At 66.2% G+C, this 25315-nt stretch carries 25 protein-coding genes; 10 read left to right on the top strand and 15 right to left on the bottom strand.

Going from position 1 to position 25315, the window contains the following annotated elements; translation table 11 throughout:
- Nucleotides 1–120: 120 nt before the first annotated feature.
- Nucleotides 121–1350: an ABC transporter substrate-binding protein gene (locus tag JQ639_RS16885; RefSeq protein WP_211966622.1), complete on the top strand. Its 1230-nt coding sequence runs from the start codon at nt 121–123 to the stop codon at nt 1348–1350.
- A gap of 380 nt (nt 1351–1730) precedes the next feature.
- Nucleotides 1731–3017, top strand: coding sequence for a glycerate kinase type-2 family protein (locus JQ639_RS16890; protein ID WP_211966621.1), 1287 nt, complete (start codon nt 1731–1733; stop codon nt 3015–3017).
- Nucleotides 3018–3048: 31 nt separating this feature from the next.
- Here the strand turns inward: JQ639_RS16890 and JQ639_RS16895 are convergent, their stop codons facing one another.
- Nucleotides 3049–3570: a MarR family winged helix-turn-helix transcriptional regulator gene (locus JQ639_RS16895; protein WP_211966620.1), complete on the bottom strand. Its 522-nt coding sequence runs from the start codon at nt 3568–3570 to the stop codon at nt 3049–3051.
- A 275-nt stretch (nt 3571–3845) separates the two neighbouring features.
- Here JQ639_RS16895 and JQ639_RS16900 point away from each other — a divergent pair, with 275 nt between their 5' ends.
- The 3 genes from JQ639_RS16900 to JQ639_RS16910 are packed head-to-tail and all read left to right on the top strand — an operon-like array spanning nt 3846 to nt 7384.
- A complete protein-coding gene (locus JQ639_RS16900; RefSeq protein ID WP_211966619.1) occupies nt 3846–4886 on the top strand; it encodes a branched-chain amino acid ABC transporter permease in 1041 nt (346 codons plus the stop codon).
- Between the two features lie 3 nt (nt 4887–4889).
- Nucleotides 4890–6659 (top strand): branched-chain amino acid ABC transporter ATP-binding protein/permease, encoded by a 1770-nt coding sequence (locus tag JQ639_RS16905; RefSeq protein WP_211966618.1) that lies wholly within the window; start codon nt 4890–4892, stop codon nt 6657–6659.
- A complete protein-coding gene (locus tag JQ639_RS16910; RefSeq protein ID WP_211966617.1) occupies nt 6656–7384 on the top strand; it encodes an ABC transporter ATP-binding protein in 729 nt (242 codons plus the stop codon). The genes JQ639_RS16905 and JQ639_RS16910 overlap by 4 nt, the downstream gene beginning before the upstream one ends.
- Before the next feature lie 211 nt (nt 7385–7595).
- On the opposite strand, the gene JQ639_RS16915 is transcribed toward JQ639_RS16910, so the two are convergent.
- From JQ639_RS16915 to JQ639_RS16945, 7 genes are all read right to left on the bottom strand, one after another.
- Nucleotides 7596–8747 (bottom strand): ABC transporter substrate-binding protein, encoded by a 1152-nt coding sequence (locus JQ639_RS16915; RefSeq protein WP_211966616.1) that lies wholly within the window; start codon nt 8745–8747, stop codon nt 7596–7598.
- Nucleotides 8748–8945: 198 nt separating this feature from the next.
- Nucleotides 8946–10826, bottom strand: a complete 1881-nt coding sequence (locus JQ639_RS16920; protein WP_211966615.1) for a feruloyl-CoA synthase — start codon at nt 10824–10826, stop codon at nt 8946–8948.
- 19 nt (nt 10827–10845) lie between these two features.
- Nucleotides 10846–11658: a crotonase/enoyl-CoA hydratase family protein gene (locus tag JQ639_RS16925; protein WP_211966614.1), complete on the bottom strand. Its 813-nt coding sequence runs from the start codon at nt 11656–11658 to the stop codon at nt 10846–10848.
- 76 nt (nt 11659–11734) lie between these two features.
- Entirely contained in the window at nt 11735–12196 is a 462-nt protein-coding gene (locus JQ639_RS16930; RefSeq protein WP_211966613.1) for a DUF3237 domain-containing protein, read from the bottom strand.
- Nucleotides 12197–12202: 6 nt separating this feature from the next.
- Nucleotides 12203–13507: a TRAP transporter large permease gene (locus JQ639_RS16935; protein ID WP_211974951.1), complete on the bottom strand. Its 1305-nt coding sequence runs from the start codon at nt 13505–13507 to the stop codon at nt 12203–12205.
- Nucleotides 13508–13513: 6 nt separating this feature from the next.
- Complete coding sequence (locus JQ639_RS16940) at nt 13514–14008, bottom strand: TRAP transporter small permease (protein WP_249127218.1); 495 nt, start codon at nt 14006–14008, stop codon at nt 13514–13516.
- A gap of 231 nt (nt 14009–14239) precedes the next feature.
- Nucleotides 14240–15262 carry a TRAP transporter substrate-binding protein gene (locus JQ639_RS16945; protein WP_211967275.1) on the bottom strand — a complete coding sequence of 341 codons (1023 nt, stop codon included), beginning with the start codon at nt 15260–15262 and terminating at the stop codon, nt 14240–14242.
- 340 nt (nt 15263–15602) lie between these two features.
- On the opposite strand from JQ639_RS16945, the gene pobA reads away from it, so the two are divergent.
- A complete protein-coding gene (gene pobA, locus JQ639_RS16950; protein ID WP_211967276.1) occupies nt 15603–16775 on the top strand; it encodes a 4-hydroxybenzoate 3-monooxygenase in 1173 nt (390 codons plus the stop codon).
- 15 nt (nt 16776–16790) lie between these two features.
- Here pobA and JQ639_RS16955 read toward each other — a convergent pair whose 3' ends face one another.
- Nucleotides 16791–17369: a TetR/AcrR family transcriptional regulator gene (locus JQ639_RS16955; RefSeq protein WP_211974990.1), complete on the bottom strand. Its 579-nt coding sequence runs from the start codon at nt 17367–17369 to the stop codon at nt 16791–16793.
- A gap of 71 nt (nt 17370–17440) precedes the next feature.
- Here JQ639_RS16955 and JQ639_RS16960 point away from each other — a divergent pair, with 71 nt between their 5' ends.
- A complete protein-coding gene (locus JQ639_RS16960) occupies nt 17441–17869 on the top strand; it encodes a PaaI family thioesterase (RefSeq protein WP_211967278.1) in 429 nt (142 codons plus the stop codon).
- Nucleotides 17870–18065: 196 nt separating this feature from the next.
- On the opposite strand, the gene JQ639_RS16965 is transcribed toward JQ639_RS16960, so the two are convergent.
- Nucleotides 18066–18965 carry a LysR family transcriptional regulator gene (locus JQ639_RS16965; protein ID WP_211967279.1) on the bottom strand — a complete coding sequence of 300 codons (900 nt, stop codon included), beginning with the start codon at nt 18963–18965 and terminating at the stop codon, nt 18066–18068.
- A gap of 106 nt (nt 18966–19071) precedes the next feature.
- On the opposite strand from JQ639_RS16965, the gene JQ639_RS16970 reads away from it, so the two are divergent.
- On the top strand, nt 19072–19713 hold the full coding sequence (locus JQ639_RS16970; protein WP_211967280.1) for a pyridoxamine 5'-phosphate oxidase family protein: 642 nt from the start codon (nt 19072–19074) through the stop codon (nt 19711–19713).
- 9 nt (nt 19714–19722) lie between these two features.
- Here the strand turns inward: JQ639_RS16970 and JQ639_RS16975 are convergent, their stop codons facing one another.
- A complete protein-coding gene (locus JQ639_RS16975; RefSeq protein ID WP_211967281.1) occupies nt 19723–20445 on the bottom strand; it encodes a glutathione S-transferase family protein in 723 nt (240 codons plus the stop codon).
- 87 nt (nt 20446–20532) lie between these two features.
- Between JQ639_RS16975 and JQ639_RS16980 the strand changes: the two genes are divergently transcribed.
- Both JQ639_RS16980 and JQ639_RS16985 read left to right on the top strand, forming a co-directional pair.
- Nucleotides 20533–21237: a helix-turn-helix transcriptional regulator gene (locus JQ639_RS16980; RefSeq protein ID WP_211967282.1), complete on the top strand. Its 705-nt coding sequence runs from the start codon at nt 20533–20535 to the stop codon at nt 21235–21237.
- A complete protein-coding gene (locus JQ639_RS16985) occupies nt 21234–21545 on the top strand; it encodes a YkgJ family cysteine cluster protein (RefSeq protein WP_211967283.1) in 312 nt (103 codons plus the stop codon). Before JQ639_RS16980 ends, JQ639_RS16985 begins: the two co-directional genes overlap by 4 nt.
- A gap of 12 nt (nt 21546–21557) precedes the next feature.
- Here the strand turns inward: JQ639_RS16985 and JQ639_RS16990 are convergent, their stop codons facing one another.
- From JQ639_RS16990 to JQ639_RS17005, 4 genes are all read right to left on the bottom strand, one after another.
- Nucleotides 21558–21968, bottom strand: a complete 411-nt coding sequence (locus tag JQ639_RS16990; RefSeq protein ID WP_211967284.1) for a hypothetical protein — start codon at nt 21966–21968, stop codon at nt 21558–21560.
- Between the two features lie 98 nt (nt 21969–22066).
- Entirely contained in the window at nt 22067–22768 is a 702-nt protein-coding gene (locus JQ639_RS16995) for a nitroreductase (protein ID WP_211967285.1), read from the bottom strand.
- 115 nt (nt 22769–22883) lie between these two features.
- A complete protein-coding gene (locus JQ639_RS17000) occupies nt 22884–24128 on the bottom strand; it encodes an acyl-CoA dehydrogenase (protein ID WP_211967286.1) in 1245 nt (414 codons plus the stop codon).
- A 20-nt stretch (nt 24129–24148) separates the two neighbouring features.
- Nucleotides 24149–25276: an acyl-CoA dehydrogenase family protein gene (locus JQ639_RS17005; protein WP_211967287.1), complete on the bottom strand. Its 1128-nt coding sequence runs from the start codon at nt 25274–25276 to the stop codon at nt 24149–24151.
- Nucleotides 25277–25315 lie beyond the last annotated feature (39 nt).

A 25315-nucleotide genomic window follows, 5' to 3' on the forward strand; every position in this document is an offset into this window, starting at 1 on the left:
CATGTCGCCGGGGGCTTTCGCTTGAAGGCCCGGCGCAACGGGTATTCAATATCGCGCAAGAAGCCCGGCAGAGGTTTCCCGACAGACACGACACACATCATCGACAAGGGAGAAAACGACATGTCCTGCGTTTCGCGACGGCTGGCGACGTTCTCACTCGCCACGATGCTCCTGACGGCGACCAGCGGCGCCGTCCTCGCCCAGAAGAAATACGACCCCGGCGCCAGCGACACCGAAATCAAGATCGGCAACATCATGCCGTACAGCGGTCCCGCGTCGGCCTATGGCGTGATCGGCAAGACGGAGGAGGCCTACTTCCGCAAGATCAACGCCGAAGGCGGTATCAACGGCCGCAAGATCAACTTCGTTTCCTATGACGACGCTTACAGCCCGCCGAAAGCCGTGGAACAGGCACGCAAGCTGGTCGAAGGCGACGAAGTGCTGCTGGTGTTCAATTCGCTGGGCACGCCGTCCAACTCGGCGATCCAGAAATACATGAACAGCAAGAAGGTGCCGCAGCTGTTCGTCGCCACCGGCGCGACCAAGTGGAACGACCCGAAGGAATTTCCGTGGACCATGGGCTGGCAGCCGAGCTACCAGGCCGAGACCCGGATCTACGCCAAATATCTGCTCAAGGAGAAGCCGAACGCCAGGATCGCCGTGCTCTACCAGAACGACGACTACGGCAAGGACTATCTCAAGGGACTGAAGGACGGCCTCGGCGACAAGGCCGCGTCGATGATCGTGATCGAGGAGCCCTACGAGGTAGCCGAGCCGACCATCGACTCGCACATCGTCAAGATGAAGTCGCTGAACGCCGACGTCTTCGTCAACATCACGACCCCCAAGTTCGCCGCACAGGCGATCAAGAAGGTCGCCGAGATCGGCTGGAAGCCGCTGCATTTCCTCAATAACGTCAGCTCGTCGATCGGCAGCGTGATCAAGCCGGCCGGCTTCGAGAACGCCCAGGACATCATCTCGGTCAACTACCTGCAGGACGCGCTCGACCCGCAGTGGAAGGACAGCGCGGGCATGAAGGCGTTCGACGCCTTCCTCGCCAAGGACTTTCCCGAGGCCAACCGCGCCGACAGTTCGGTGATGGTCGGCTACAATGTCGCCCAGACCCTGGTGCAGGTGCTCAAGCAGTGCGGCGACGATCTCACGCGCGCGAACGTCATGAGACAGGCGGCCAACCTCAAGGGCTTCGTCACCACCAACCTGCTGCCCGGCATCACCATCAATACCGGCCCGACCGACTACGCGCCGATTGAGCAGGTGCAACTGCAACGCTTCAAGGGCGAACGCTGGGAGCTGTTCGGCCCGGTCATGAGCGGCGAGGCGGGCGGCTGACGGCGCGCCCCGAGACCCTGATCGCGCGCCCCGGCGGTCCACCTCGCCGGGGCGGCTTCGGGCGCCAGCCGTCCTGCCGGCAATGATCCCGGCGCGCCAAAACCCTGTTGGAAAATCCCAAATCCTGCTATGGATCGGATGCGTCTGCGGCCGGCTCGGTTCCGGCGACGCCAAGAAAAGCGCAACAAACAGGTCGACCCCCAGGGGAACGCCGCGGCGTTTCCGCTCCGGACAAAGACATCGTGTTGTTGCCACCGCGCCCCACAGGCGGCGCGATCAGAGGAATGCGCCGACCATGCATGTGATCACCTGCCGTTCGGGATAGCGCGCGCCGCGCCGACGCCCTGAGCCCACATCACACCCCCGACCGACAAGCCGCCATGACCGATCACCGCCCCCTGCTCCGTTCGATCTTCGACACCGCCGTTGCCGCTGCGCACCCCGACCGTGTGCTCGCGTCCCACCTGCCGCCCCCGCCCAAGGGCCGCATCATCTGCCTCGCCGCCGGCAAGGCCGCAGCCGCCATGGCCGCCGCGGCGGAAGCCCACTATCTGGACACCCTCGGCCTCGATCCTGCGCGGCTGTCCGGCCTCGCCACCACCCGCCACGGCCACGGCGTGCCGACGCGGCGCATCCGCGTCGTCGAGGCCGGCCACCCTGTGCCGGACGAAGCCGGCCTCAAGGCCGCCGACGACACGCTCAGGCTCGCGGCGGAAGCGACCGCCGACGATCTCGTGCTGGTGCTGATCTCCGGCGGCGGCTCCGCCAACTGGATCGCGCCCGCGGACGGCGTGTCGTTCGCCCAGAAGCAGCAGGTCAACAAGGCGCTGCTGCGCTCCGGCGCGCCGATCGGCGAGATGAACACGGTGCGCAAGCATCTCTCGCGCATCAAGGGAGGCCGCCTCGCGCGCGCGGCCCACCCGGCCACCATCGTCACGCTCGGCATCTCCGACGTGCCGCATGACGATCCCGCGGTGATCGCCTCCGGGCCGACCGTGCCGGATGGCTCGACGCTGGCTGATGCCCGCGCCATCATCGCGCGCTACGATCTCAAGGTCGACGAGGCTGTGCGCCGCGCCCTCGACTATCCCGCCAACGAGACCTGCAAGCCGAACGATCCGGCGTTCGCCCATGCGCGCTTCGAGCTGATCGGCCGCCCCCGCGAATCCATCGACGCCGCCGTCCGTGCGACGCGCGACGCCGGCTACGAGGTGATCGATCTCGGCGCCGACCTCGAGGGCGAGGCGCGCACCGTCGCCGCCGCGCATGCGGCGATGGCACTGAAGGCGCGCGCCGAGGGCCGCCGCCTCGCGATCCTGTCCGGTGGCGAGCTCACCGTGACCGTGACCGGCAATGGCCGCGGCGGCCCCAACCAGGAATACGCGCTGGCGCTCGCCGCCGCCTTCGCCGACACCAAGGGAATTTCGGCGCTCGCCGCCGATACCGACGGCGCCGACGGCGGCGCGGGCTCGCCAACCGATCCGGCCGGCGCCATCATCGACCAGCGCACCTTCGACGCCATGCGCCGGCTTGGGCTCGATCCGGCCGCGTATCTCGCCAACAATGACGCAACCGGCTTCTTCGCGGCCACCGATGATCTCCTGATCACCGGCCCGACGCTCACCAATGTCAACGATGTGCGGGTGATCCTGGTCGACCGCGTCTGACTTCGGCCGCGCCCCGCAGGCCGGGGCGCGGTCAGAACTTCGACAGCTTGTCGAGCATGCCCAGCAACGCGCTGCGGCCGTCCTCGCCGAGCAGCGCGTTGAGCCGCGCCTCGTGCTTGGTCGCCACCAGGCGCTTGGCGCGCGCCAGCACCGAGCGGCCCTTGTCCGTCAGCATGACGATGTGCGAGCGGCGATCCTGCGTCGAGCGCACGCGCACGCACAGCTCGCGGCTTTCCAGCCCGTCGAGCATGGCGACGAAATTCGGCCGCAGAATTCCCAGCGTGGTGGCAATTTCGGTCTGGTTGCGCCCTGGATTGTGCTCCAGCAGCACCAGCACCGAGAACTGTGCCGGCGTGAGCTGCAACGGCTCGACGCAGCGGATGAAGTCCTCGAAGATCCGCAGCTGCGCGCGCTTGAACACATAGCCCAGCAGTTCGGAGAGTTCGCCGAGCTGCAACGGCGCGCTGTCCGCGACAGCCGCGCCCTGCGGCGTCTCGGCAGCCTTGGAGCGTGCGCGAGGTGCACGGGAAACGGCAGATCTGGTGGCGGCCATTGTTCAACAAGCCCGTGTGTCAAAAAGCCCGAGGTGCCCCGGCCGTCCGCAAGGCGGACCAGCCGAAGGTGTGACTTGCGGCGATATCGGCTTCGGTCGAAAACCTGTGCCGGCGGTTGCGGTTCATGCGGTCACGCGCGAGCCGAAGCCGCTTGAGATTATAACTTATAATTGTTATGAGCTATATCAAATAGCGAGGGCAGGCGACAACTGCTCACAACCTTGATCTGTGGCGGTCGGCGGGGCCTGAGCCTCGCCAGGGGGGATACGCGACCTTGAATACCACGATCCTGCTGTTCCTGCTTCAGGACGGCATCACCAACGGCGCGATCTATGCGCTGCTGGGCCTCGGCCTGGTGCTGGTGTTTGCCGTGACCCGGGTCATCCTGATCCCGCAGGGCGAATTCATCACCTATGGCGCCCTGACCTATGCGGCCTTGTGCGCCGGCAAGATGCCGGGCACCGCCCGCCTCGCCGTCGTCATGGGCATCGTCGCCTTTGCCTTCGACCTGTTCGTCGCCCGGCGCGCGCTGCAGATGCGGCGGATCGTCCGTTCGCTCGTCGTCAATGTCGCTCTGCCGGTGGCGATCCTGGGACTGACCGCCTTCGTCGCCGGCCATTCCGGCAACCTCATCGTCAACTTCCTGCTGTCGCTGGTGATCGTCGCGCCGATCGGCCTCTACCTCTACCGCATCGCCTATCAGCCGATCGCCCACGCCTCGGTGCTGGTGCTGCTGATCGCCTCGGTCGGCGTCCATCTGGCGATGCAGGGCCTTGGCCTCGTATTCTTTGGCGCCGAAGGTCTGCGCGCGCCGCCGATCTCGGACCTCGCTTTCGGCCTCGGCCCGATGCGCATCACCGGCCAGAACGTCGCTGTCTATGGCATCGCGCTGGCGCTGATCGTCGCGCTGTGGCTGTTCTTCGGCTACACGCTGTACGGCAAGGCGCTGCGCGCCACCGCTGTCAACCGCCTCGGCGCCCGCCTCGTCGGCATCCGCACCACGCTGTCCGGGCAAGCCGCGTTCCTGCTCGCCGCGGTGATCGGCGCCGTCTCCGGCGCGCTGATCGTGCCGATGACCACGATCTACTACGACAGCGGCTTCCTGATCGGCCTCAAGGGCTTCGTCGCCGCCATCATCGGCGGCCTCGGCAGCTACCCGATCACGGCCATCGCCGCGCTGGTGGTCGGCATCGTCGAGGCGATGTCGTCGTTCTACGCCAGCGACTACAAGGAGGTCATCGTCTTCACGCTGATCATACCGGTCCTGTTCGTGCGCTCGCTGTCCGCGCCCGCCGTCGAAGAAGAAAAGGACTGAGCCATGACCCAGCGATGGCCCATACTCGTGTTCGCGCTGGTGCTGGCGGTGATCCCGCTGGTGCCTGGCATGCCGCCGTTCTGGATCGTGCTGCTCGACAACATCGGCCTCGCCGCGCTGGTGGCGATGGGGCTGGTGCTGCTGACCGGCGTCGGCGGCCTCACCTCGTTCGGCCAGGCCGCGTTCTGCGGTTTCGGCGCCTACACCACCGCCGTGCTGACCACCGCGTACGGCCTGTCGCCATGGCTGACCTTGCCGCTGTCGCTGCTGGTCGCGGGCCTTGCCGCGGTGCTGCTCGGGCTGATCACGGTGCGGCTGTCAGGCCACTATCTGCCGCTCGGCACCATCGCCTGGGGCCTCAGCCTGTTCTACCTCTTCAGCAAGCTTGAGTTTCTCGGCCGCAACGACGGTATTTCCAGCATCCCGCCGCTGTCGATTGGCTCGCTGCAGATGATGAGCGCGGACTCGATCTATTACGTGATCTGGGCCGGCGTGCTGATCAGCGGCCTGCTGACGCTGAACCTCCTGGACTCGCGCACCGGCCGCGCCATCCGCGCGCTGCGCCGCGGCCATGTCGCCGCGGAGGCCTTCGGCGTGGAGACCGCGCGCGCCAAGCTGCTGGTGTTCATCTATGCCGCGGTGCTGGCCGGCCTGTCCGGCTGGCTTTACGCCCATTTCCTGCGCGCGGTGAATCCGACGCCGTTCGGCGCCCAGGCCGGCATTGAATACCTTTTCATCGCCGTGGTCGGCGGCGCCGGCCATGTCTGGGGCGCCGTGCTCGGCGCCGGCATCGTCGTCATCCTCAAGGAAGTGCTGCAGAGCTACCTGCCCTTCGTGTTCGGCGAAGGCCAACTCGAAACCGTCGTGTTCGGCATGCTGCTGGTGACGCTGCTGCAGATCGCGCCCGGCGGCATGTGGCCGCGCCTCGCCGCGCTGTGGCCGGCGAAGGGCGGCGCAGGCCAGCGCCCTGCGCCGGCCGGCGCGCTGCCAGGACGCCCGCCTGCGGACGACAACGGCGCGACGCTGCTGCGCCTCGAGGGCGCCCGCAAGCAGTTCGGCGGCGTCATCGCGGTCAACAACGTCTCGTTCGAGGTGCACGGCAAGGAAATCGTCGCGCTGATCGGCCCCAACGGCGCCGGGAAGAGCACCACCTTCAACCTCATCACCGGCGTGCTGTCGGCGACCGCCGGCAAGATCTCGCTGTTCGGCAAGCCGATCATCAACACCCGGCCGCAGGACATCGTCCGCCGCGGCGTCGCCCGCACCTTCCAGCACGTCAAGCTGGTGCCGGACATGACGGTGCTGGAGAACGTCGCGATCGGCGCCCATCTGCGCGGGCGCTCCGGCGCCGTCGCCAGCATGCTGCGGTTCGACCGCGGCGACGAGGCGAAGCTGATGGCGGAAGCCGCACGGCAGATCGAGCGCGTCGGCCTTGGCGAGCAGATGCACCACCTCGCCGGCAGCCTTGCGCTCGGGCAGCAGCGCATTGTCGAGATCGCCCGCGCCTTGTGCGTCGATCCGATCCTGCTGCTGCTCGACGAGCCGGCCGCGGGCCTGCGCCACAAGGAAAAGCAGCAGCTCGCCGAACTGCTGCGGCAGCTGCGGGCCGAAGGCATGTCGGTGTTGCTGGTGGAGCACGATATGGGCTTCGTCATGAACCTTGCCGACCGCATCGTAGTTCTGGATTTCGGCACCAAGATCGCCGAAGGCCTGCCCGCCGAGATCAAGACCAACCCTGACGTCATCAAGGCCTACCTCGGAGGCGTCGCATGACCGCGCTGCTCACCGTCAACGACGCCCACGTCTCCTACGGTAAGGTCGAGGCCGTCCGCTCGGTCTCGCTCGAGGTTCGCGCCGGCGAGATCGTCACGATCGTCGGCGCCAACGGCGCCGGCAAGACCACGCTGCTGAACGCGATCATGGGCATCCTGCCGCTGCACGGCGCGGTTGCCTTCGCCGGCACCGATCTCGGCCCCCTCGACATCGAGGACCGCGTGTCGGCGGGCCTGTCGCTGGTGCCGGAGCATCGCGAGCTGTTCGCCACCATGTCGGTCGAGGAGAACCTGCAGCTCGGCGCCTTCCGCAACGCCGCCGCCGCGGCGCGTTCGTTCGAGCGTGTCTACGGACTGTTTCCGCGACTGCTGGAGCGCCGCGCCCAGCTCGCCGGCACGCTGTCCGGCGGCGAACAACAGATGCTGGCCATGGGTCGCGCGCTGATGGGCCAGCCGAAGCTGCTGATGCTGGACGAGCCGAGCCTCGGCCTCGCTCCGCGCATCGTCGCCGACATCTTCAAGATCGTCGGCGAGCTCAAGCAGGCCGGCGTCGCCGTGCTGCTGGTCGAGCAGAATGCCCAGGCTGCGCTGCAAATCGCCGACCGCGCCTATGTCATGGAGCTCGGCGAGTTCGTGCTCAGCGGCGCGGCGAAGGACATCGCCGCCGACCAGCGCGTCATCGCGAGCTATCTCGGCTTCCAGCACGAGGAAGCCGCGGCGTCCTGAGGTCTGCCGCAGACCCGACACAACCCCTCATCCTGAGGAGCGGCCACATGGCCGCGTCTCGAAGGATGAGTGAGGCCCGAGAGCCATACCAATCCGGGCCTCATGGTTCGAAACGCGCGTGCCGCGCTCCTCTCCATGAGGAGCTGACAGCAAAACGGGGCCGCTCCCGAAGGAACGGCCCCGTTCGCTTTTCAGCATGGTGATCGGATCGTCAGTTGATGACGACGTACTTGCCGTCCTTGACCGTCAGCAGGATGCGCGAACGGTCATCGAGGCCGTAGCGATCCTTCTCGGTGAAGTTGTAGACGCCCTGGCTCGCGGCCAGCTCTTTCTCCGACAGCAGTGCCTTGCGGATCGCCTCGCGGAACTCCTGCGTGCCGGGCTTCGCTTCCTTGAGCGCGACCGGGATCACACGCTTGAGAATCTCGAAAGCATCGTAGGAGTGACCGGCGAACTGGCTGCGGCTGTTTGGACCGTACTTCGCTTCATAGGCAGTATTGAGCGCGAGGCCCGGCTTCTTGGTCAGCGCGCTGTCCGGCTGGCCTTCCGGCGCCATCACCGGCCCGGACGACATGATCACGCCTTCCGCCGCCTTGCCGGCGATGCGGATGAAATCCATGCTGGCCGCGCCGTGGGTCTGATAGATCAGGCCCTTGTAACCACGCTCGCGCAGCGTGGTCTGCGGCAGCGCCGCGGCGGTCCCGGATGCGCCGACCAGGATAGCGTCGGGATTGGCAGCCAGCAGCTTCAGCACCTGGCCGGTGACAGAGGTGTCGGGCCGGGCGAAACGCTCTTCCGCCACGATCTGCAGGCCGAGCGGACCACCCTGCGCCTTGAGATCGTTGAACCAGAGATCGCCGTAGGAGTCGGAGTAGCCGATGTAGCCGACCGTCTTGATGTTATTCTTCTTCATGTGATCATAGAGCACCTTGCCCATGATCGGGATCGGCTGCGGCATGTCGACCGACCACTTCTCGCGGGCCGGCGTGAACGGGAACGGCGCGAGGCCGAAATGCGGCACACCGGCTTCGTTGGCGACCGTCGAAACCGCGATGGTCGGCGGCGTGGTGGCCGAGCCCATGATCACGTCCGCCTTCGCCTCGGTGACGAAGCGGCGCGCGTTGGTGGTGGCGTTGGTCGGATCACCCGCGTCGTCGAGCACGATCACCTTGAGCTTGACCCCGCCGATCTCCGTCGGCACGAACTCGAGCGCATTGCGCTCGGGAATGCCCAGCGCCGCCGCCGGCCCGGTGGTCGACGTGGTGATGCCGATGACGATTTCGTTGCTCTGCGCCGCGGCGGGCGCCGCGAGCCCCGGCAACGCCAGCAAGGCCGCCGCCATGGGGACGATCAGTCTGTTCATCTAAGTCCTCCCTTCGATCGGTTTGTTTTAGTTTAGTCCAGGCTACCCGGCGCGCGCGAGATTTTCGTCACGCGTCGCCTCAAACTTTCGTCGCTGGTGCGACCGACTTGCCGATGCTTTGAGCACGATTCCAAGGGCCGCGCGAGGGCCTGTTTCGCCGCATCCCTCGGGCGACACGGCGGTGTGCGCTGCACCCGCCTAGCCGTCGCCGAGCACGATGGCATGGCACGACACCGGGTCGCTGTAGAGCTGCTCGACGAGATCGGCGCGGTGCTCGAGCACCGCGCGCTGGTTGACCGAGCCCTTGTCGGTGACCTCGCTGTTGTCGATCGACAGGGGCGTGCCAAGCAGCACCGCCCGGGCGATCCGCGTCGAGGAGCCGGTCGAGGTCTCCGCCAGCGCGGCGAGGCGCGAGCGAAACGCGGCCTGCACCTGCGGATCGGCGGCCGCGGCAGCGAGATCATGCGGCGGCAGCGCCGGATTGATGGCGCGGCAGCCATCGAGATCGAGGATCGCCAGTGCGCCGAGCTGGTCGCGGTTGATGCCGGTGATCACGACATCGCGCACCAGCGGCGCACAGGCGGCGACGAAGCGCGCCCGCAGCGGCCCGACGCTGACCCAGGTGCCACTGCCGAGCTTGAAATCCTCGGTGATGCGGCCATCGAAATCGAAACCCGCGGTGAGATCCTGCGGATCGACCGGTTTCAGCGCATCGCCAAACTTGTAGAAGCCTTCCTCGTCGAACGCCTTCGCCGTCATCGTCGGCTCGCGCCAGTAGCCCGGCATCACGTTGGGGCCGCGGGCGCGGACCTCGAGCTTGCCATTGTCCGGCACCAGCTTGGCCTCGTTGCCCGGCACGGGCAGGCCGACATGGCCGGAGCGGCTGGTTTCGGGTGTGACGCACATGAAGAACGGCGCGGTCTCGGTGGCGCCCAGCCCGGTCAGCATCGGCACGCGCCAGCCGGTCGCCTCCACCGCCACCTCGTCCAGCGCATTCCAGACATGGGCCGACAGCGCCGCGCCGGAGAAGAACATCGCATGCAGGCGGCTGAAGAACTTCGAACGCAGTGCCTTGTCCTCACGGAAGTACGGCAGCAGCGATTCATAGCCTTTCGGCACGTTGAAATAGACCGTCGGCGCGATCTCCCTGAGGTTGCGCACCGTTTCGGCGATGCCCGCCGGCGTCGGCTTGCCCTCGTCGAGATACATCGAGCCGCCGTTGAACAGCGTCAGGCCGATGTTGTGGTTGCCGCCGAAGGTATGATTCCACGGCAGCCAGTCGACGATCACCGGCGGCTCGTCCTTGAGGAAGGCGAGCGTATCGCCCAGCATCACCTGATTGGCGCAGATCATGCGCTGGGTGTTGATGACCGCCTTGGGCTTGCCGGTCGATCCCGACGTCAGCAGGAACTTGGTGATGGTGTCCGGCCCGACCGCATCATGGGCCTCATCGAGGCGGCGATGCTCCGACGTCGTCAACAGGTCGGCCAGCGACGTCACGGTGCGCCCGGGAATGTCGCCGCGGCTCACGACGATTTCCGTGGCATCCGGCACATTGGCGACGATCGCATCGGCAAACAGCGCCGCGTCGTCGGCGAAGACGAGGCCCGGCGTCAGTAGGCCCATGACATAGGCAAGCTTGCTGTAGTCCTTCGACACCAGCGAATAGGGCGGCGACACCGGACAGACCGGCACGCCGGCGTAGTAAGCGCCGAACGCCATCAAGGCGTGATCAACCGAATTGCCCGACAGGATGATCAGCGGTCGCTCCGCCGACAGGCCGCGCGCCAGCAGCGCCGAGGCGATGGCCCGGCTGGATTCAAGCAGTTGCGCGTAGGTCACCTCGCGCCAGCCGCCGCCGGGCGCACGCTCCGCCATGAACACGCGGTGCGGCGCGTGGTTCGCCCAGAAATGCAGCTTGTCGGTCAGCCGGCGCGGAAAATCGCCGAGACCGGCCGTCGGGCGCAGGTAGATCGTGCCGTCGTCGCGGCGATCGATCGACACCGTCGGCCGGCCGAACGAAATGGGGCGCAATGGCGCGCCGGTGGAAGAGGATTTGTCGAGAGCCGCCGCGGACATCGTATGGAACTTCCCGTCGTCAGGTGGGCTTGACCTTGGCCGTCTTGCGATCGAGGAAGGCGCGAATGCGCGCCTTGGCTTCCTTGTCGCCCTGCGCAACGGTCGCCATCAGCGATTCCATCAGCAGGCCGACCTGCGGATTGGCCTCCGCGATCATCGGCAGCGCCTGCAGCACCGCGAAATTGGTCAGCGGCGCGTTGCTGGCGACCTTGCCGGCGAGTTCGATCGCCTTGGCGAAGGCGCCGCCGTCTTCGGTGAGATACTGCGAGAAACCGAGCGGCACGCCCTCGACCGCGCTGTAGACGCGGCCCGTCAGCATCATGTCCGCCATCCGCGCCACGCCGACCAGGCGCGGCAGTCGCACCGATCCGCCGCCGCCGACGAAGATGCCGCGCTGGCCTTCCGGCAGGGCATAGTACGCGCTGGGCTCAGCGACGCGGATATGCGCGGCGCAAGCCAGTTCGAGCCCGCCGCCGATCACCGCGCCCTTGAGCGCAGCAATCACCGGCACCCGCGCGAACTGGATCTTGTCGAACACGCGGTGCCACATCCGCGAATGGAGCAGACCTTCGGTGACGTCGCGCTCGGTCAGTTCGGAGAGGTCGAGCCCGGACGAGAAGTGTTCGCCGACGCCATGGATCACCACGGCGCGGACATCGTCGGCGATGTCGCTGAAGCAGGCCTCGAGCGCCAGCACCGTGCCGTCATTGAGCGCGTTGCGCTTGGCCGGGCGGTTCAGTCCCACCGTCAGGACGGCGCCATCGCGCGCGATGACCAGCGGCGAGGCATCGGAGGGGGAGCCTGCGGAGGCTCCGGAAGCGGCGTTTCCCATGATTTCGTATCCGTTAGAATAGTTATGTTATATAACTATTTGGACACGAGTCAACCGCCCGCCTCCCCTGGCTCCCCTACAGCACCTGGTGGACGTCGATCTCGACGCGATCGGGATGACGGGCGCCGACGCCGACGAACAACGCGCGCATCAGCCAGCGATAGGCCGGCGCCCCCGTCTCGAAGCGCGGCACCGAACGAAAATAGATCAGCGCCGGATCGACCGGCTCGCCGCGGCGGATGCGTTCCAGGGCTTCCGGCGGCCCGAAACGCACGCCGATATTCTCGATGTAGACGATGGCGCCATCGTCCATCTCGACGGCGTATTTGGCCTCGAGCTCGGTGAAGCCGTCGGGACGGATGATCTGGTAATCGGCGCCGCCCTCGCGGATGCGGCCGTGCAGCCCCTCGCCGACCAGTTCGCCACCGGTGATCGGGATGACGCGACGGCTGCCGACGCCGATATCGCCGGCCTCGATCGGTGTGGCGACGGCGATGCGCAGGCTGAAAACATACTTCGTGGCGAGGGGTAACGGCATGACGATCTATCCGAGCATTTGCTGCGGCAGCCAGGTGGCGAGCAGCGGGAAGAGAATAAGGATGACGAGGCGGATCAGGTCGGTGACCACGAACGGCAGCACGCCGACGAAGATCGTCGACATGTTGACGTCCTTGATCACGCTCTTGATCACGAACACGTTCATGCCGACCGGCGGATGGATCAGGCCGAGTTCGACCGTCATCACGATGATCACGCCGAACCAGATCGGATCGAAGCCCAATGCCGTAACCACCGGGAATACGATCGGCACGGTGAGGATGATCATCGCCATGGCGTCCATCAGGCAGCCGAGCACGAGATACATCAGCAGGATCAGCGCCAGCACGCCGTAGGCGCCGATGCCAAGACCCGTCAGGAACGTGGTGACGTGCTGCGGCGTCTGGGTGATGGTGAGAAAGTAGCCGAAGCACAGCGCGCCGATCAGCACGGTGAATACCGCCGCCGCCGTGCGCGTCGCCTGCAGCAGCGACTGCAGGATACCCTGGCCGTTGAGCTTGCCGCGCGCAACGCCGATGACAAAGGCGCCGACCGCGCCGACCGCGCCCGCTTCCGTCGGGATGAACAGGCCGCCATAGAGCCCGCCGATCACGAATACGAACAGCAGCAGCGGCGACCACACGTCGCGCAGCGCCGTGGTGCGCTCGGCCCAGCTGCTCCTGGGGCCCGCCGGCAGGAAGCCCGGCCGCACCCGGCCGATGATGGCGATGGTGATCATGTGCATAGCGATCGCCAGCAGGCCCGGGATGATGCCGGCGACGAACAGCTTGCCGATGTCCTGCTGGGTGATGATGCCGTACACCGCCAGAACCGTCGACGGCGGCAGCATCGCGCCGAGCGTGCCGCCGACCGCGATGACGCCGGTCGCGAACGACTGCGGATAGTTGAAGCGCCGCATCTCGGGGTAAGCCACCGCCGAGAAGGTCGCGGCGGTCGCCACCGACGAGCCGGAGATCGCGGCGAAGCCGCCGCAGGCGGCGATGGTGGCGATGCCGAGGCCGCCACGCCAGTGGCCGACGAAGGTGTTGGCGGCACGGAACAGTTCGCGGCTGATGCCGGACACCGACACGAAGGCGCCCATCAGCAGGAACATCGGGATGACGCCGAAGGTGTAGTCGGTGACCGTGCGCATGGTGGTCTGGCCGACCAGCTTGAGCGCAGGGCCGAAGCCGGTCAGGTAGCCGAAGCCGGTGACGCCGACGAGGCCCATGGCCATGCCGACGGGCACGCGCAGCAGCATCAGGACGAAAAGGGAGACGAAGCCGAGGACGGCGACGGTTTCAGGGGTCACGGCCGTTCACTCCGCCGTCTTGATCTTGGCATCATGGACATCTTCCGGATGGAAGATCAGGCGATAGGTCCGGATCGCGATCAGCAGCACCGCCGAGACGTCGCCGACCCAGGCGACCGCGAAGAACGGCCAGTTCGGCAGCCGCAGGTCATAGGTCAGCACATGATCCTGGTAAGTCGTATAGACCTTGTCGAACAGCGTGATGGTCTGCACCGTCACCACGAACAGCAGCACCAGTGTCGCGAAGATATCGATCAGGCGCTGGTAGCGCGGCGTGGCGTTGGCCCAGACGAGATCCACGGTGATGTGGGAGCCGCGGTAGCTGGTCGCCGCGATGCCCCAGAAGATCAGGATGCCGAGCAGCAGCCGGCCGAAGTCGTAGTAGTCCGGGATGGTCACGGCAAAGAACTTGCGCATGACGATGGCGATGAAGGTGTTCAGCGCCACGATGCCGACGAAAGCGGCGGCGATCAGCTCGATCGTGTCGATGAAACGATCCATCAGGCTCTTGCTGCGGCTCGGAGGCGGCGGCACCAGTGTGCCGTCCGGATTGGCTTCCGGTTGTGCAGTCATCGGAGCTCTCCAGGCATGCCAGAACGATGGTCGGGATTCCGGCGTATCATGACGGCGCGCCGGCGAACGGCGCGACTAAATCACAGAATGGCGGAAACGACACATGAAAGCGTGCGGCGGCGCCATCAGGCGCCGCCGCGGAGCGCAGGCGGACGCGGCTCAGATGCCGGCGCCGTGCTTCTTGATGGCGGCGTCGAGGTCCGCCTGGATCTTGGCCGGATCGCCGCCGGCGGCCTTGACCGAGTCCGCCCAGCTCGACCGCAGCACCTGCGTCGCGGTCTTCCACTGCGCGATCTGCTCGTCGGTCAGCTTGTAGACTTCATGCCCCGGCAGTTCGCGCATCTTGACGCGGCCGTTGGCCTCGAACTCGGTCCAGGGATCGGACACCTTGGCCGCCCATTCCGGCGAGCAATGGTCGTCGAACACCTTCTTCTGAGCGTCCGACATCGCATTGTAGGTCTTGAGATTGACGTTGTAGGTGAACACCGTGGTGTAGAGCGGCGTGTCGATGTGGTACTTCACGACCTTGTCGATGCCGAACAGGAAGATCGAGCCCCACGGGAACGCGATCTCGTCGGCGACGCCGCGCTCCAGCGCATCACGCGATTCAGGCGCCGACGCCTGCACGTTGGTGCCGCCGAGCAGCTTGACCATTTCGGCAATCGTGCTCTGGGCCGGGCGGACCTTCACGCCGCTGAGATCGGTCGGCAGCACGATCTTCTTCTTGCCGTGCAGCGTGCCGGGATCGTGAATGAAGGCGAAGCACAGCTTGGTGTCCTTCATCTCGGTCGGCGCGAATTTGCGGTACCACTCATCCAGCGCCAGCGTCCCCTTCTTGCCATCACCGAAAGTGAACGGGATCTGGCCGGCGGCCACGATCGGGAAGCGGCCCGGCTGATAGCCTGGGTTGACGTAAGTCACGTCGGCAATGCCGTCACGCGCCATGTCGTAGTGGTCGAACGCCTTGCCGAGTTGCTCCGACGGAAACACCGTCGACTTGATGGTGCCACCCGAGGCCTTTTCGAGATCGGCAGCCCAGGCCTGGGTCGCCGGCACCAGCGGATGCGCCGGCGGCACCCACAGCGAGATCTTCAGGTTGATGGTCTTGTCCTGCGCCATCGCGGGGCTGAGCGCGGACATCGTCCCCGCCATCGCGAGCGCCAGCAGTGTCGTCTTCTTCATTGCGTGTCCCTCCCTCTTCCGATTTCAAGAAGATGATTCAAGACGATCTTTCAGGACAAAAGTCCCGCCTCGTCGCGCCCGGTTGCCCGGGTCGTTCGTTAACACGTTATCTAGTCGGCACCGCTTTGCAAGCCGCCACCTTGCCGCGCCGCCACAACCACTGGTTCCCTTGCGCCCGGTGATGCCAGAGGCTCATGATGGCTGCCCGACAGGTTGACGACAAAATGTTGCTTAAGCAACCTTTTCAACAGTCGTTATATCGTATAATCACTGCGCCGGGAATGGCACGATCGTCGTAGGCCGGCGATCGGCATCAAGCACCAACGGAAGGATCGAAGCCTTGCGCACGCAGGTCGTGATCATCGGCAGCGGACCGTCGGGCCTGTTGCTCGGACAGTTGCTCCATACCTACGGCATCGACAACGTCATCGTCGAACGCAAGGACCGCGACTACATTCTCGGCCGCATCCGTGCCGGCGTGCTCGAACAGGGCACGGTGCGCCAGCTCGAGCAGGTCGGCGCCGCCGGACGCCTGCATCGCGAAGGCCTCATCCACGACGGCATCGAGCTGCTGTTCGACGGTGTCCGCCACCGCATCGACATGAAGGAAGCGACTGGCGGCCAGACGGTGACCGTCTACGGCCAGACCGAGGTCACCCATGACCTGATGGACGTGCGCGTCGCCGCCGGCCTTCAGACCATCTACGACGCCGATCAGGTCACCCCGCTCGATTTCGACGGCGCATCGCCGCGCGTGACCTATCTCAAGGACGGCGTCACCCACGAGATCGCCTGTGACTACATCGCCGGTTGTGACGGCTTTCATGGCATCAGCCGCCAGAGCGTGCCGGCCGACGCCATCAAGCAGTTCGAGCGCGTCTATCCGTTCGGCTGGCTCGGTGTCCTGTCCGAAACGCCGCCGGTATCGCCGGAGCTGATCTATGCGCGCCATGCGCGCGGCTTTGCGCTGTGCTCGATGCGTTCGCTGACCCGCAGCCGCTACTATGTGCAGTGCAGCCTCGAGGACCATGTCGACAACTGGTCCGACGATCAGTTCTGGGACGAGCTGCGCCGCCGCCTCGATCCGGAGGCGGCGGAAGCCCTGGTCACCGGCCCGTCGATCGAGAAGAGCATCGCGCCGCTGCGCAGCTTCGTCGCCGAGCCGATGCGGTTCGGGCGCCTGTTCCTTGCCGGCGACGCCGCCCACATCGTGCCACCGACCGGCGCCAAGGGCCTCAACCTCGCCGCCAGCGACGTGCACTATCTCGCCGAGGCGCTGCGCGAGGTCTACGCCGACAAGTCCAACGCCGGCATCGACGCCTATTCCGCCCGCGCGCTGGCGCGCGTCTGGAAGGCCGAGCGCTTCTCATGGTGGATGACGTCGATGCTGCACCGCTTCGACGACACCGACGAGTTCAGCTCGCGCATCCAGATCGCCGAGCTCAACTATCTCGTCAGCTCGCGCGCGGCGACGACGTCGCTGTCGGAAAATTACGTCGGCCTGCCCTACTGATCTGTCCGTCGGCGGTTATGCCGCCGGCGCTTTCATCGTTTTCGCCAGCATGTCGGTCGCATCGGCAATCGCCTGCCCGTCGCCTCGCACGCGGGTGAGGGTCAGTGCACCTTCCAGCGCCGAGATCGCCAGCACCGACAGCTTGCGCGCGTCGCTGCGCGTGAAGCCATCGCGCAACAGCGCCTTCGCGACGATGCCGGTCCATGCGTCGAACGCCGCACGGCCCGCGGCCGTCAACTCCGCCGATTCCGGCACGGTTTCCAGCAGCGTCGTGGTGATCGGGCAGCCGTCGCGAAAGCGCGACTGCGCCATCCAGCCCTGCAGCAGGCCGCCATAAGCCTTGATCATCGCGGCCGCCGACGGCGTCTCTGCCGCCAGCCGCTCCAGCGTCGCGGTGACACGATCGCCAGCGAAACGCACGGCGGCCTCGCCGATCTCGTCCTTGCCACCCGGAAAGTAGTGATAGAGCGAACCTTTCGGCGCGCCGCTGACCGCGGCGATCTCGTTGATGCCGGTCGCGGCGAAGCCGCGGCGCCGAAACAACATCGCCGCCGCGGCAACAATCGCATCGCGATGTTTCGGCTGTGCTCCCACCGCCGGCCCCTCCTCTTGATTCGATCTCCTGATTATATAGACTGGTCTAATTAGAAAGGGAAAGCGCGCCGATGGACGACAGCCACGTGCCCGAGGGATTTGCCCGCCATTTCCGGAAGAGTCCGCTGACCGATCCATGGGAGCCGCTCTATTCGAAGCGCACCGAGACGGCGATCATCATCGGCCTGCGGCTCGCGACCGCCCATACCAACTCGCGCGGGCTGGTGCATGGCGGCCTTATCGCGGCGCTCGCCGACAATGCCATGGGCCTGAGCTGCGGGCTGGCGCTGACCGAACCGCGCCCGCTCGTCACCATCAACCTCGGCGTCGACTTCCTCGGCTCCGCTGCCAGCGGACAGTGGCTGCAGGTCGACACCAATTTCGTCAAGGCCGGCGGCTCGATCTGCTTCGCGCAAAGCCTCGTCACCGCCGACGGCACGCCATGCGCCCGCGCCAACGCCACCTTCAAGGTGCTCAAGCCCGAGCGGACGGCGGCCTAGCGTGACGAAACCACCGAGCACGGGCATTGCGCCGCGATGCCAAGGACGCAGGGACGCTGTTCGCCTTCTGCATGCTCGCACCGCGCAGACACGCACGACCACTCGCTGGCGCGCGGCCAATGGAGCCTCGCCATAACGCCTCCCGCCATCAGGCGGGCTGAATCAGAGCCGCGCGGATTCCCTTTGAATAAAGAGCCTAGCGCCCGCCGAAGCGCCAGTCGCATGTCGCGACGATGAGATCGACAAACGCCCGCACCTTCGCGGACAGCAGCCGTGATGCCGGATACACCACATGGATCGGCCGCGCCGGCGGCTCGAAAGCCCGCAGCACCGTGCGCAACCGGCCGTCGCGGATTGACTCCTGCGCCTGGTAGGCGAGGACCATGGTCAGGCCGCCCCCCTGCTCCGCATGCCATACGCCGGCCTCGGCGCTGTTGGTGATGTAGCGCGGCGTCGTCGCGATACGGATCTGCTGGCCGTCCTGGTGGAAGCGCCACTCGTTCGACGGCAGTACCGCCGAACAGTGAATGATATCGTGGCTGCGGATATCCGCAGGCACCGCCGGCTCACCGCGGCGCGCAAGATAGTCCGGCGACGCCACGACAAGGCGATCCATGTCGCCGACGTTTTTCGCGACCACGCTGGAATCCGGCAGGTGCCCGATCCGCACCGCGGCATCGACCCCCTCGTCGATAAGGTTGACCGTGCGGTCCGACAACCGCAGTTCGCCGGTGACATCAGGATAGCGTCGCAGATATTCCGACATCAGCGGATTGACATGCAGGCGCCCGAACATCAGCGGCGCCGACACCACGAGATGGCCGGACGGGCGGGTGCGGTCGGCACGCGCCGCGCCTTCGGCCTCCTCGACGTCGGCGAGAATCCGCCGCGCCCGGACGAGGTAGTGCTCGCCGATGTCGGTCAGCGCGACCGACCGGGTGGTGCGCTGCAGCAGCCGCGCGCCGACGCGCTCCTCCAGCGCCGCCACGAGCCGCGTCACCGCCGACGGCGATAGCCGCAGCTTGCGGGCCGCCGGCGCGAACCCCTTGAGATCCGCCACTGCGACAAAGGCTTCCATGGCTTCGATACGATCCATGGCATTATTTCATATTAAGCAACAATGTAGTGTCAATGCCACCAATTGCAGCAAATCGAGGTTTTATCCATCTTTGTGGGCAGGAAGCGGCACCAGGAGACCAGCCATGGACGGTAGCTTCGCCATATCCAGCGACATCGCCTTCACTCCGACGGTGAAGGCGATCCAGAGCCGCAAGGGCTCGCGCCGGGCCTATCAGAACCAGGAGGAGAACGGCGGCTGGGAAACCGAGATCACCGATGATCTCGCCGCCTTCATCTCCGAACAGATCAGCATTTTCTTCGCCACCGCCAACGCGGCGGGGCAGCCTTACATCCAGCACCGCGGCGGACCGCCCGGCTTCATCCGCATCCTCGACCGCAAGCGGCTGGCGTTCGCCGATTTCAGCGGCAACCGGCAGTACATCAGTCTCGGCAATCTGCAGGACAATCCCAAGGCCTACATTTTCCTGATCGACTACGTGCACCGCCGCCGGGTGAAGATCTGGGGCGAGGCGAAGGTGATCGAGGACGATCCGGAACTGCTGCGCCAGTTGATGCCGGACGGCTACAAGGCCCGCCCCGAGCAGGTGATCGTGTTCACGGTCGGCGCGTGGAGCGCCAACTGCCCGCAGCACATTCCGCAGCGCTTCGATGCCCCCGATGTCGCCAAGGTGCTTGCTGCGCGCGAGGCTCGCATCGCCGAGCTCGAAGCCGAGGTGGCGGCGCTCAAGGGTGAGACAACCGCCAGACCACCCGCTACGGCTTGACGCGATGGGTCAGGCCGACAGCTTCTCCCAACGGTGCTCGGGATAGAATTGCACCATCATCCGATCGACATAGCGCAGCAGGTTCGGAAACTGCAGCGCCTGCTGACGCAATGGCGAATCGAAGAACGGCGTCAGCAGGCCGGCGAGCGCGGCGAACGCCGTCGCATCGACGCCGCACGGGCGATCGCCGAACAGGTACGGCGTGTCGCCGAGCATCACCGACAGGGCCGACAGCGAGCGCACGCCGAGCATGACGATCTCCTCCGGCGTATGACGGGCGAGACCTGCGATCCGCATGGTTTCCGCGACCTGCGCCTGGACATCCCGGCGCAGGCTGTCCCGCACCGCCTCGGGCGCGTTGTCGAAGAACCGCGCCGGCCCCTTCTCGAAATTCTCCGCCAGCATCCAGCGGGCGAAGCCGGACGCCCAGTTGAAGTGATTTTCGATCATGCGCTCGAGCGCCCAGGCCTCCGCGCGCTGCCGCGCATCCAGCGCCGCGTCGAGGTCCATCCCGTAGGCCTGCTCGATATGGAGGCGGATGAAGGTAGAATCGGCCACCAGGGCATCGCCGTCGGCGATATAGGGAAGCTGTCCTTTCGGTGAGCTGTCCCGCATCCCCTGCTGCTTGATATAAGGTAGTCCTGCCAGTCGAAGTTGCACTTCGGTCTTGGTGACATAGGGGCTGACTTCAGGCAGGCCGAAGCCGGGGCCGATACCGTAGAGCGTGATCATGGCAGGCATCCTTGCGCGTTGAAAAGATGCCGTTTTCTAGCTACCCCCTGCTGCCACCATTCTGTCAGCAGTGATCACGAGGGATCGATGCGCCGCGCCGACCGGCTGTTCCAGATCATCCAGGTGCTGCGGCGCAGCCGCCGCCCGATCACGGCCGACGCCATCGCCGGGGAACTTGAAACCTCCAAACGCACGATCTATCGCGACATCGCGACCCTGATGGCGCAGCGCGTGCCGATTCGCGGCGAGGCCGGTACCGGCTATGTGCTGGACAAGGGCTACGACCTGCCGCCCCTGATGCTGACACCGGACGAGATCGAAGCCGCCGTGCTCGGCGCCCAGTGGGTCGCGGGCCGCGCCGATGCCGTGCTGGCCACCGCCGCCCGCGACCTCATCGCCAAGATCGCGCAGACCGTGCCGGAGCGATTGCGGCCGCTGGTGCTGGAGCCCGCGAGCCGCACGCCACCGCAGTGGAACGGGCCGGCCGACGCCGTCGACGTGGTGCGGCTGCGCGCGCACATCCATGCCGGCCGCAAGCTCCACCTGCACTATCGCGACGAGCGGGAGCGCGACAGCGCGCGCACGGTCTGGCCGATCGCCATCGGCTATCTCGACACCGTGCGGCACCTGGTGGCCTGGTGTGAGCTGCGCCGCGACTTTCGCAGCTTCCGGGTCGATCGCATCCGGCAGGCGGAGTTCCTCGACGACAAGTATCCCGAGCGCCGCGCCGCCCTGCAGGCGCGGTGGATCGCGACGATGCCCCGCCGCCGCCAGCTCGCGAGGCACGCATGACCGACACCCCCAGCCCTTGCCAGTCGTGCGGCGCCTGCTGCGCCTATTCGGCGAACTGGCCGCGCTTCACCATCGAGGAGGACGAGGCGCTCGATCTCATCCCCGCCCATCTTGTCAACGACAGGCAATCGGGGATGCGTTGCGAGGGCGAGCGCTGCTGCGCACTGGCGGGCAAGATCGGTGAAGCGACGGCCTGTACCATCTATGCGGTCAGGCCCGAGGTCTGCCGGACATGCGAGCCGGGCGATCCGGAATGCAGGATGGCACGGCGCAGATACGGACTGGCCGATCTGCCATCGAACGATTGATGCAAGACCCGCTCAGGCGGTGACGGGCGCCGCCGCGTCGGCCTCGATCTCGAGGTCGTCGTCGACATCGTCCATCGCCGGCATCGGGCTCAGCGGCGCCGTCGACAGCGTGATCGACTTGCGATGCGCGGCAGGCGCGGGTCTCGCAGCCGGCGCCTGACGCGAGATCGCGAACAGCGTCGCGCCGGCCCGACCTCCCCACTGCTGCAGATCGCGCTCGCCGCAGCTCGCCGCGATCGCCACCCCAAGGGCATGGAGATGGCTGCGGCGATAGCAGTAGAGCGCGAGCATCGCGCGGATCTCGGGCGAAACGGTATCCACGAGGGAAGGCAAGCCGTTTTCGTTCGACCGGTACAGCTGCCCCAGCAGATCATCGCCGACGGGACAGGCATCATTTTCAAAAGCGACGCGTCCAGACCACATTGCGAGTTCTCCTGCTCCGAGAATGCAATGTGAAATGCTAACGACCAGTTAACCAATGAACATGGGAACCAGTCTTTCAGCGTTTTGTTCGCTAAGTATTAGGTTTCGACGAAGGTCGCGGCATCCTGCAGATTCGCCCGATTCGTACGATAACTGTTCGCGGCGTGTTCCCCATCAGCGAATCCGAACGAGATGCCGCACACCACGCGGCGGTCGTCGCCAAGGCCGAAATGATGCCGCACAAGGTCCGACTGCCCGGCGAGTGCGGCCTGCGGAATGGTCGCTACCCCGAGCGCCTGGGCCGCCAGCATGAAGTTGCTGACATAGCCGCCGCAGTCCACGGCGCCATAGACGCCGAGCGCCTCGTCCGACGAAATGATCGCCACATGTGGCGCGCCGAACAGCTTGAAGTTCTGCAGCGACTGGCGGCGGTAGCCCTCCTTGTCACCGCGGGCGATGCCGAGCGCGTTGTAGAGCTGGAACCCGCTCTCGCGCCGGCGATCGAGATAGACGCCGCGATACTCGCGCGGGAACGGAAAATCGGAATGCACGTCGTGGGCCGTTGTCGCCGCATCAGCTGCGGCATAGATCGCATCGCTGAAACGGCGCGCCGCCGCGCCGCTGGCGACGATCACCTGCCAGGGCTGGCTGTTGCACCAGGACGCGGTGCGCTGCGCCGCGGCCAGGATGCGTTCGATGGTGGCGCGCGGCACCGGATCGGAACGAAAAGCGCGACAGGAATAGCGCTCGGCGAGCAGCGCCTCGATCACCTCGATGCGCCCGGCAGATGAAGTCGTCATGGATGATCCCTGAACTGGAGCGTTTTCAGGCGAAGTGGATATCGATTCGCGTGAAGACAACGCGTCAAATCAAATTGAGAGCCTCGTTTCGATGCGATCGAAACGAGGCTTTCACTCAGCGGCCCTTGGTCGGAATCTGGTTGAACGGCACGTCCTTGTCGACCCGGATATCGCCGGGCAGGCCAAGCACCCGTTCCGCGATGATGTTGCGCAGGATTTCGTCGGTGCCGCCAGCGATACGGTCGGACGGCGAGCGCAGCAGCATCGACTGGAACTGACCGGCCGCCTCGGCGACCTTCGGATCGGTCAGAACGCCGGCTGCGCCCTGCAGATCCGCGGCATAGGCCGCGATGTCCTGCAGCATCGAGCCGGAAACCAGCTTGCCGATCGAATTCTCCGGCCCGGGCCGCTCGCCCCGCGACAGCGCCGAGATCGAACGATAGCTGGTGTACTTCAGGCCGCTGGTCCGCACCGCCCAGTTGGCGAGTTTCGAGCGCACCGCACGGTCGTCGAGTGCCGGTCCGTCCTCCAGCATCAGGTCGCTGCAGAACGCGAACATCTCCGGAAAACCGGTGGCGACCCGTGCGCCGATCGACATGCGCTCGTTCATCAGCGTCGTCAGCGACACGTTCCAGCCATCGTTGACCGCGCCAAGCCGCTGTGCATCAGGGATCCGCACATTGGTGAAGTAGACCTCGTTGAACTCCTGCTGGCCGTTGGCCTGCTTGATCGGCCGCACCTCGACGCCCGGGCTTTTCATGTCGAGGAAGAACATCGTCAGCCCCTTATGCTTGGGCTGCGACGGATCGGTGCGGGTGATCAGGATGCCATAGTCCGAATAGTGCGCCCCGCTGGTCCAGATCTTCTGGCCGTTGATGATCCAGTCATCACCGTCGCGCTCCGCGCGGGTGCGCAGCCCCGCGACGTCGGAGCCGGCGGACGGCTCGGAGAACAGCTGGCACCAGATGTGCTCGCCTGAGGCGAGCTTGGGCAGGTAATGCTGCTTCTGCGCCTCGCTGGCATAGGCCATCATGGTCGGGCCGCACATGCCCTGACCGATCAGGAAGACGCCGGCAAGCTTGTCGTAGACGCCCTCTTCCTGCTGCCAGATGACGCGCTCGATCGGCGACGCGCCGCGGCCGCCATACTCCTTGGGCCAGTGCAGGCAGGCCCAGCCACCTTCCGCCTTCTTCTTCTGCCAGGCCTTGGAGGCCTCGATGATGTTGCCGCGCTCCAGCGAGATGCGGCCGACCGACGGGCGCGACAGCTCGGCCTCGAGCTCCTTCGGGGCATTGGCGTCGATCCAGTCGCGCGCCAGCTTGCGGAAAGCGGCTTCCTGCGGAGTATCGTCGAAATTCATGAGCTTGATCCTCGATTATCTCAGGCGGCGTTGCGGGTGCGCATGCGGTCGATCAGCAGGTCTTCCCAGTACGACTGGCTGCCGAGCACGAGCGCGAGCGCATTGGAGCGCCGGTAGTAAAGGTGACAGTCGAACTCCCAGGTGAAGCCCATGCCTCCGTGAACCTGAATGTTGTTCTTCGAACAGTGCTGGAACGCCTGCGTTGCGCTGATGCGCGCGGTCGCAGCCGCCTCTGGCAGCTCTGCCGCATTGGTCGAGAGCGCCCAGGCGCCATAATAGGCGTTGGAGCGCGCCAGCGTCGCCGACACGTACATATCGGCGAGCAGATGCTTGACCGCCTGGAACGAGCCGATCGGCCGGCCGAAGGCGATGCGGTCGAGCGCGTAGTCGCGCCCCATCTCGAGCGACCGGTCGGCGCCGCCGACCTGTTCGAACGCCATCAGCACCGCGGCGCGGTCGAGGACGCGCATCAGCGTGCTCCAACCCTCGCCACTGGCGCCGAGCGGCTCGGCCTCGCAATTGTCGAACACGATCTCGGCCTGGTTGCGGCTGGGATCGACGTTGGCCAGCGTCTTGCGGCTGACACCCTTGCCCTTGAGGTCGACGATGAACAGCCCGACGTCGGTCTCGCGCCCGGTCGCGCCGGTGCGCGCGGCCACGATGGCGATGTCGGCGAGGTCGCCGTCAGCGACCGGGATCTTGGTGCCGCTGAGCTTGCCGTTGCTGACAACCGTCTTGACCGCCTTCGGCGACGGATTGCCCGGACCTTCGAACAGCGCCAGCGTACCGATGGTATCGCCCGACGAGATGCCGGGCAGCAGACGGCGCTTCTGCTCGTCGCTGCCGGCGAGCATGATCGCTTCGGCCGCCAGATAGATCGACGACGAGAACGGCACCGGCGCCAGCGCCCGCCCCATCTCTTCGGCGATCACACAGAGTTCGAGATGGCCCGCGCCGGAGCCGCCGAACTCCTCGGGGATCGCAACCCCGAGGAAGCCCATCCCGGCAAGCCCCTTCCACAGGGCCCGGTCGAAAGGCGCGCCGCCTTCGAGCACGGCTCGCACCGCCTTGGGCGAAGAATGTTCGGCGAGGTAGCGCCGCGCCTCGTCGCGCAGTTGCTTCTGTTCGTCGGAAAAATCGAAATTCATGGTCAGGCCCTTGTCTGCTCTTCTTGTCGGGACTTGCGG

It is taken from the genome of Bradyrhizobium sp. U87765 SZCCT0048, from assembly GCF_018131225.1.
GTDB lineage: Bacteria > Pseudomonadota > Alphaproteobacteria > Rhizobiales > Xanthobacteraceae > Bradyrhizobium_A.

What these genes read in the sequence shown, in the direction of transcription:
- JQ639_RS16895 (WP_211966620.1), bottom strand. Translation starts at nt 3,570, where the DNA reads ATGGCCGCCACCAGATCTGCCGTTTCCCGTGCACCTCGCGCACGCTCC.
- JQ639_RS16940 (WP_249127218.1), bottom strand. Translation starts at nt 14,008, where the DNA reads ATGGATCGTTTCATCGACACGATCGAGCTGATCGCCGCCGCTTTCGTC.
- JQ639_RS16945 (WP_211967275.1), bottom strand. Translation starts at nt 15,262, where the DNA reads ATGAAGAAGACGACACTGCTGGCGCTCGCGATGGCGGGGACGATGTCC.
- JQ639_RS16920 (WP_211966615.1), bottom strand. Translation starts at nt 10,826, where the DNA reads ATGTCCGCGGCGGCTCTCGACAAATCCTCTTCCACCGGCGCGCCATTG.
- JQ639_RS16960 (WP_211967278.1), top strand. Translation starts at nt 17,441, where the DNA reads ATGGACGACAGCCACGTGCCCGAGGGATTTGCCCGCCATTTCCGGAAG.
- JQ639_RS16985 (WP_211967283.1), top strand. Translation starts at nt 21,234, where the DNA reads ATGACCGACACCCCCAGCCCTTGCCAGTCGTGCGGCGCCTGCTGCGCC.
- JQ639_RS16885 (WP_211966622.1), top strand. Translation starts at nt 121, where the DNA reads ATGTCCTGCGTTTCGCGACGGCTGGCGACGTTCTCACTCGCCACGATG.
- JQ639_RS16980 (WP_211967282.1), top strand. Translation starts at nt 20,533, where the DNA reads ATGCGCCGCGCCGACCGGCTGTTCCAGATCATCCAGGTGCTGCGGCGC.
- JQ639_RS17000 (WP_211967286.1), bottom strand. Translation starts at nt 24,128, where the DNA reads ATGAATTTCGACGATACTCCGCAGGAAGCCGCTTTCCGCAAGCTGGCG.
- JQ639_RS16930 (WP_211966613.1), bottom strand. Translation starts at nt 12,196, where the DNA reads ATGCCGTTACCCCTCGCCACGAAGTATGTTTTCAGCCTGCGCATCGCC.
- JQ639_RS17005 (WP_211967287.1), bottom strand. Translation starts at nt 25,276, where the DNA reads ATGAATTTCGATTTTTCCGACGAACAGAAGCAACTGCGCGACGAGGCG.
- JQ639_RS16975 (WP_211967281.1), bottom strand. Translation starts at nt 20,445, where the DNA reads ATGATCACGCTCTACGGTATCGGCCCCGGCTTCGGCCTGCCTGAAGTC.
- JQ639_RS16925 (WP_211966614.1), bottom strand. Translation starts at nt 11,658, where the DNA reads ATGGGAAACGCCGCTTCCGGAGCCTCCGCAGGCTCCCCCTCCGATGCC.
- JQ639_RS16915 (WP_211966616.1), bottom strand. Translation starts at nt 8,747, where the DNA reads ATGAACAGACTGATCGTCCCCATGGCGGCGGCCTTGCTGGCGTTGCCG.
- JQ639_RS16970 (WP_211967280.1), top strand. Translation starts at nt 19,072, where the DNA reads ATGGACGGTAGCTTCGCCATATCCAGCGACATCGCCTTCACTCCGACG.
- JQ639_RS16890 (WP_211966621.1), top strand. Translation starts at nt 1,731, where the DNA reads ATGACCGATCACCGCCCCCTGCTCCGTTCGATCTTCGACACCGCCGTT.
- JQ639_RS16990 (WP_211967284.1), bottom strand. Translation starts at nt 21,968, where the DNA reads ATGTGGTCTGGACGCGTCGCTTTTGAAAATGATGCCTGTCCCGTCGGC.
- JQ639_RS16905 (WP_211966618.1), top strand. Translation starts at nt 4,890, where the DNA reads ATGACCCAGCGATGGCCCATACTCGTGTTCGCGCTGGTGCTGGCGGTG.
- JQ639_RS16965 (WP_211967279.1), bottom strand. Translation starts at nt 18,965, where the DNA reads ATGGATCGTATCGAAGCCATGGAAGCCTTTGTCGCAGTGGCGGATCTC.
- JQ639_RS16910 (WP_211966617.1), top strand. Translation starts at nt 6,656, where the DNA reads ATGACCGCGCTGCTCACCGTCAACGACGCCCACGTCTCCTACGGTAAG.
- JQ639_RS16995 (WP_211967285.1), bottom strand. Translation starts at nt 22,768, where the DNA reads ATGACGACTTCATCTGCCGGGCGCATCGAGGTGATCGAGGCGCTGCTC.